The following is a 6000-nucleotide window of genomic DNA, read 5'->3' as shown; positions in this document are numbered from 1 at the left end:
GTCGACGCCCAGGCCGCGGCCACCATGCGGGTCGCCCGTTCGGGTGCGGCGCGGACGCTGGTGATCCCGATCGGCGGATTCGTCCCGCTGCTGCTGGCGTTGCTGCTGGCGCCGGGGATGGTGGCGTCCGGGCAGCTCACCGCGGGTGCCGCCCTCGGCGCGCTGGTCTACCTCGCGACCACCATGCAACCGGCGCTGCGCGGGCTGGCGGCGACGGCGAGCACGGTCGTCCTGCGGCTGATGGTCGCGTTGCGGCGGCTCAGCGAGACGGCCGAGGTCCACCCCGCGCCGGACGGGGCCGCCGTCCCGTCCGGCATCGACGTCTCCGTGCGCGGCCTGACGTTCAGCTGGGGCGCGGCGGCCGAGCCGGTGGTCCGCGAACTGGACCTGGACCTGCGCCCCGGCGACCACCTGGGGGTGGTCGGGCCGAGTGGGATCGGCAAATCGACACTGGCAGGGCTGCTGACCGGGATGCTCGAGCCGCGCGAAGGGACCGTTCACCTCGGCGGCGCTCCGGTGCGTGACGTGCCCGCCGCGACGAGGCATCACCTGATGGCGTTGATCCCGCAGGAGGCCTACGTCTTCGCCGGGACCGTGCGCGACAACCTGAGCCTGTTCGCGCCCACGGCGTCGGACGGCCAGCTGTTCGCCGCGGCCGAAGCCGTCGGGGCCGCGGAGCTGGTGCGCGGGCTCGGTGGGCTGAGCGGCGAGATCGGGCACGCGGGGGAGGGGATCTCCGCCGGGGAGGCTCAGCTGCTGGCGTTGGCGCGGGTGTTCGCCTCACCCGCGCGGGTGGTGATCCTCGACGAGGCGACCTCACATCTCGACCCGGCTGCCGAGGCCCGCGCGGAACGCGCCTTCGCCGGGCGCGGCGGTGTGCTCGTGGTGATCGCCCACCGCCTCTCTTCGGCGTTACGCGCCGGGCGGGTACTCGTGATGGACGGGCACACCACCGCGCTGGGCACGCACGGCGAGCTCTTGACGACCTCGACGCGCTACGCCGACCTCATGCGCGCTTGGGCTCCCGCGCCCTTCAAACCCTCACCGCACCCGAGAACCACGGGCCAGCCCTCGCTCAGCCGCTAGGTCCCGTCCGGGGCGCGAAAAACGGGACCAGCGCTTCGAGGGACTTCCGCAGCGTGCCCGCGATCTCCACCGGACGCCGCGAAGCACGGTCCACGAACACATGCACGAAGTGTCCTTCGGCGATCAGTTCGGCGTCGGCGGAGTACATCCCGATCTCGTAGCGGACGCTGGTGCGGCCGAGGTGGGCCACCCGCAGGCCGACGTCCAGCGAGCCGGGGAACGACACCGAGCCGCGGTAGTTGCAGTGGGACTCGACGCACAGCCCGATGACCTCGCCGCGCTCGAAGTCGAGCCCGCCCTGCTCGATCAGCCAGGTATTGATCACGGTGTCCATCAGGGAGTAGTGGACCACGTTGTTCACGTGTCCGTAGACGTCGTTGTCCTTCCAGCGCAACGGAACCGTCTGCCGGTGCGGGTACTCGCTCACCACAGCTCCACCGAGTCGCGCAGGATGGCCGCCAAGTCCTCTTCGGCCGCTTCGCGCGGGGCTGTCGCCAGTAATCGTTGCTGCTTAAGGGTTCCCAAGACCAGAGAGTCCACATCGGACGTTGAATAGCCGACCGCGCCGATGCCGTTCGGGATGCCGATCCGCTCCATCAGGTCGCGCAGCACCGCGGGCAGATGGTCGGCGAAGTCGCCTGCCCACTCGAAGTCCGGGGCCAGCAGGCGGGCGACGTGGAGATGGCGTTCCGGCGCGGCTTCGAAGGTGAACCGGAATGCCGCCGGAGCCGTCAGTGAGACCGCCATCCCGTGCGGCACCATGGCTTCCTCGCCCGGATAGCCGTCGGGGTGGAAGTCACGCACCTGCCCGGCGATGGGGTACGCGTTGGCGTGCGGGATGTGCACGCCCGCGTTGCCGAAGCCCAGTCCGGCGAACGTCGCCGCCAGCGCCATATCCTCGCGGGCCTTCATATTCCCGCCGTCGGCGACCGCCGCGGGCAGCGCCAAGGACAGCAGCCGCAGCGCCTGTTCGGCGAACATGTCGGCCAGCGGGTTGGCCCCGCAGTACGGCACTCGCTGCTCGGGGCGTTTGCGGCCGAATTCGGTGTACGGCTTGGCGGTGTAGCTCTCCGCCGCGTGACAGAGGATGTCCATCCCGCTCGCCGCGGTGACCCCGGCGGGCTGGCTGACGGTCAGCCGCGGGTCGACGACGGCGAGCGTCGGCCGCAAGCGCAGGTGGCTGATCCCGCTCTTCACCCGCAGTGACAACACGTCCAGCACGCACACCGTGGTGCTCTCGGAACCGGTTCCGGTGGTGGTCGGCACCGCGACCAGCGGCTTCAGCGGGACAGTCGGCGCGCGCCCGCCGCCGACCGGTGCGTTGACGTAGTCCATCAGCTCGCCATCGTTGGTGGTCAACAGGTTGGCGGCCTTCGCGGTGTCGATGCTGGACCCGCCGCCGACCGCGACGAACGCGTCCCACGGCCCGTGCCCGCGCGCGAAGTCGACGGCCTTCCCCATGCTGACGTCGGTCGGTTCGACGTGCACGCCGTCGAAGACCTCGACCTCGATGCCGTACCCGGTGATGCCCTCGGCGATGCGCTGCGGCCAGCCGGTGGCGGCGACCCCGGGGTCGGTCAGCACCAGCACCCGGCGCGCGCCGTACTGGGTCAGGTCGTAGCCGATCTCGTCGCTCGACCCGCTCCCGTACTTCAGAGCGGGGGCGCCGTAAGTGAAAACGCTCTCATGTTCACTCGCATCGGCTGAGGTCACGCCTTCGTGCTCCCTTGCTCGTCGGTGCCCGCGGTGATGATCACTTGACGGCACCGAACGGTGCCCGCCTAAGCTCTCCCTCATTAGATACCAAGTGGGAGCGTCCGTCGCCCAGACGGCCGCGCGCATCCTTGCCGAGGCACGCATCCGCCGCGTTTACGCGGTGGTCGGTGAGTCCTTCCTGGAATTGCTCGACGTGCTCCAGCGCCAGCCCGCGGTCACCCTCGTTTCCGCTCGTCACGACTCCGGCGCGGCCTACATGGCGGAGGCCGAGGGCAAGCTCACCGACCGGCCCGCCGTGCTGCTGGCGAGCCGCGGACCGAGCGGCGCGGGCCTCGCGATCGGGGTCCAAACGGCCTTTCAGGACGAAACGCCCATGCTGGTCCTGCTGGAGCTCCCGCCGTCCGATCCCGCGCCCAACACCGAGCTGCCCGCCGCCGACCTGACCGCGATGTTCGAGCCGATCGCCAAGTGGTTCCGCCGCGCCGACGACCCCGACGAGGTGCCCGGCCTGATCGCCGAGGCGCTCACCGCGTGCCGCCAGGGCCGCCCTGGCCCCGCCGTCGTCGCGGTGCCCAGCGACGCCTGGGGCGTCCCGTTCGACTCCGCCAAGCCCGTCCCGTCGGTCCAGCCGCCCGCGACGGGGACACTCGGCCGCTCCGCCGACGCGGTGGCCCAGCTCGTCGACGAGGCCCGCTACCCGGTGGTCATCGTCGGCGGCCGCGCCCGCTCGGCGCGTGAGGAGCTCATCGCCGTCGCCGACGAGCTCGCGCTGCCGGTGTACAACGCTTTCCGCCGTCAGGACGCCTTCCCCGAGAACCACGCGCGCTACGCCGGGCACCTCGGGATCGGGATCCCGGCCCGCCAGCTCGACGCCCTCCAGCGCGCCGACCTCGTGCTCGCGCTCGGTGCCCAGCTCGACGCCGTCACCACCCAGTCGTACCGCTATCCGACGTCCACGCAGACGCTGGTGATGGTCGGGACCGGGCTCACCGAGACGCGGCGGCGCGGGCTGACCTTCCGCGTCGAATCCGAGGTCGAGCCGTTCCTGAGCGAGCTGCGTGCGGTCGCCGCGCCCAGGACGCGGCGGGCGTCGGCCGCCAACGCCGCCGTGCACACCTTCATGACCCCGCCCGACACCAGCGACAACGAGCGCGTCCACCCCGCCGACGTGATCCGCACGCTGCGCAAGCTCGCGCCCGAGGACACCATCGTCACCAGCGATGCCGGTAACTTCGCGCAGTTCATGCACCGGTACTGGTGCTTCACCGCACCCCGCAGCCAGCTGGGCCCCAGCAACGCGGCCATGGGGTACGCGGTGCCCGCGGCCATCGCGGCGAAGCTCGCCGAACCGCGCCGCACGGTGGTCGCGATGGTCGGCGACGGCGGCACGATGATGACCGGCCAGGAGATCGAGACGGCCGTCCGCTACCGCGTGCCGGTGATGGTCGTGGTGTTCCAGAACGGCCTCAACGGCGCGTTCGCGATGCACCAGGCCAGGACGCACGGGCGGTTGTCCGGGGTGACGGTCCCGATCATCGACTTCGCCTCGTGGGCGCGCGGGCTCGGCGCGGCGGGCTACACCGTGGACGACCGCGAGGAGCTCGAGCCGATCATCGCCAACGCGCTGGGCAGGCAGCGGCCGTGTGTCATCGACGTGCGCACCGACCCGGACGTGGTCACCCCGGACATCCGGCTCAGCGCGCTGCTCGGTGCCGTCCGCCCGCATCCGGCCGAGCAGTAGGCGGAGTCCGGCGGGCGCGAGTCCAGCAGGCGAGAATTAACCTTCCGCTTTCTTCTACCGATCGGTACATTTTCTCAGCTTGAACACAGTAATACCCTGATAATCGGGCTTCCGGTCACTGTGTCTGGCATCCGGCCGATCGCTCGGGTACCGTCGGTCCCAGAGGCAGAGTAGGCCACGCCAGGCACCTGCCGGAGGAAGTGAAGCTTCCGCCCGACGCGAACAGCGTCCTTATCACCGCATTTCGATCACGAAATTCGTCTATTCCTGAGGTGTGCATGCCCGTAACCGAAACCGCCAGGCCGCAGAAACCGATCATCTCCGGCCAGTCCTCACTGCCGGAACACGTCCTCGTGAAGGTTTTCGTGCTCGCGCCGCTGGTGGCCATCGCCGTCGCGGTGCCCTTCGCCTGGGGATGGGGACTGAGCTGGCTGGACGTCGGCATCGGCGCCGCGTTCTTCGTGTTCAGCGGCTTGGGGGTGACGGCGGGGTACCACCGGCTGTTCACACACGGCTCCTTCAGGGCGAAGCGCGGCCTGCGCGCCACTCTGGCGATAGCCGGGAACATGTCCGCGCAGGGCCCGGTGACCAGCTGGGTCGCCGACCACCGGCGCCACCACGCGTTCTCCGACCGTGCCGGCGATCCGCATTCGCCGTGGTTGTTCGGCGCCACGCCGAAGGCGCTCGCCAAGGGTTTCTGGTTCGCGCACATGGGCTGGCTTTTCGAACGGGATGTCACCAATGCGGACCGGTTCGCGCCGGATCTGGTCGCGGACAGGGACCTGCAGCGCGTCGATCGGCTGTTCCCGCTGTGGGTGGCGCTGACCTTCCTGCTGCCCGCCGTCGCCGGCGGGCTGATCACCTGGTCGGTGTGGGGCGGGGTGACCGCGCTGTTCTGGGCCGGTCTGGTCCGGGTTGGACTGTTGCACCACGTCACGTGGTCGGTCAACTCCATCTGTCATATGATCGGGGAGCGCCCGTTCGCCAGCCGGGACAAGGCGGCGAATTTCTGGCCGCTGGCCATCTTCTCGTTCGGCGAGTCGTGGCACAATCTGCATCACGCCGATCCGACCTGCGCGCGACACGGGGTGCTCCGCGGGCAGATCGACATCTCGGCGCGACTGATCTGGGTCTTCGAGAAGCTCGGCTGGGCCACCGATGTGCGCTGGCCGACGCCGGCGCGACTGGAGCGGATCAGTGCGGTCAGGTGACCGCGGTTTAGTTGACCGCGGTTTAGTTAACAAAGGGGAGAAGAACATGGCCGACGAGGCAGCAGTACACGAGAAGTCGCAGGACGTTTCCGGAGTGGCGCCCTTGCTCTTCAGCGCCAGCACGGAGACCCACGACGTGGCCATCGCGGCCGGTACGCGCGCGCCGGTGCAGCGTTCGCCGTTCGCGGCCGAAGCGCTCGAGCGGGCGAGCGGCGAATAGAACACTTTGTGCGGCCGCGCGGGTGA

6 protein-coding genes are annotated in these 6000 nt (G+C 70.2%); 4 read left to right on the top strand and 2 right to left on the bottom strand.

Annotated elements, in window-relative coordinates; all coding sequences use genetic code 11:
- Positions 1-1086, top strand: a 1086-nt coding sequence (locus QMK34_RS09230) for an ABC transporter ATP-binding protein (RefSeq protein WP_326413273.1), incomplete at its 5' end; no start/stop codon positions are given.
- Here QMK34_RS09230 and QMK34_RS09225 read toward each other — a convergent pair.
- Positions 1076-1516, bottom strand: coding sequence for an acyl-CoA thioesterase (locus tag QMK34_RS09225; RefSeq protein WP_326413272.1), 441 nt, complete (start codon positions 1514-1516; stop codon positions 1076-1078). The two genes, QMK34_RS09230 and QMK34_RS09225, sit on opposite strands and share 11 nt — an antisense overlap.
- The gene (locus tag QMK34_RS09220; protein WP_326413271.1) at positions 1510-2799 is read right to left on the bottom strand and encodes a hydroxyacid-oxoacid transhydrogenase; all 1290 of its coding nucleotides are present in this window, start codon (positions 2797-2799) and stop codon (positions 1510-1512) included. The genes QMK34_RS09225 and QMK34_RS09220 overlap by 7 nt, the downstream gene beginning before the upstream one ends.
- 94 nt (positions 2800-2893) lie before the next feature.
- On the opposite strand from QMK34_RS09220, the gene QMK34_RS09215 reads away from it, so the two are divergent.
- From QMK34_RS09215 to QMK34_RS09205, 3 genes are all read left to right on the top strand, one after another.
- Positions 2894-4543 (top strand): thiamine pyrophosphate-dependent enzyme, encoded by a 1650-nt coding sequence (locus tag QMK34_RS09215; protein WP_326413270.1) that lies wholly within the window; start codon positions 2894-2896, stop codon positions 4541-4543.
- A 278-nt stretch (positions 4544-4821) separates the two neighbouring features.
- Positions 4822-5754, top strand: a complete 933-nt coding sequence (locus tag QMK34_RS09210; protein ID WP_326413269.1) for an acyl-CoA desaturase — start codon at positions 4822-4824, stop codon at positions 5752-5754.
- A gap of 46 nt (positions 5755-5800) precedes the next feature.
- Positions 5801-5974, top strand: a complete 174-nt coding sequence (locus tag QMK34_RS09205; RefSeq protein WP_326413268.1) for a hypothetical protein — start codon at positions 5801-5803, stop codon at positions 5972-5974.
- Positions 5975-6000 lie beyond the last annotated feature (26 nt).

The organism is Amycolatopsis sp. H20-H5, assembly GCF_035828755.1.
GTDB lineage: Bacteria > Actinomycetota > Actinomycetes > Mycobacteriales > Pseudonocardiaceae > Amycolatopsis.
This window is presented reverse-complemented; position numbering and strand designations above follow the sequence as displayed.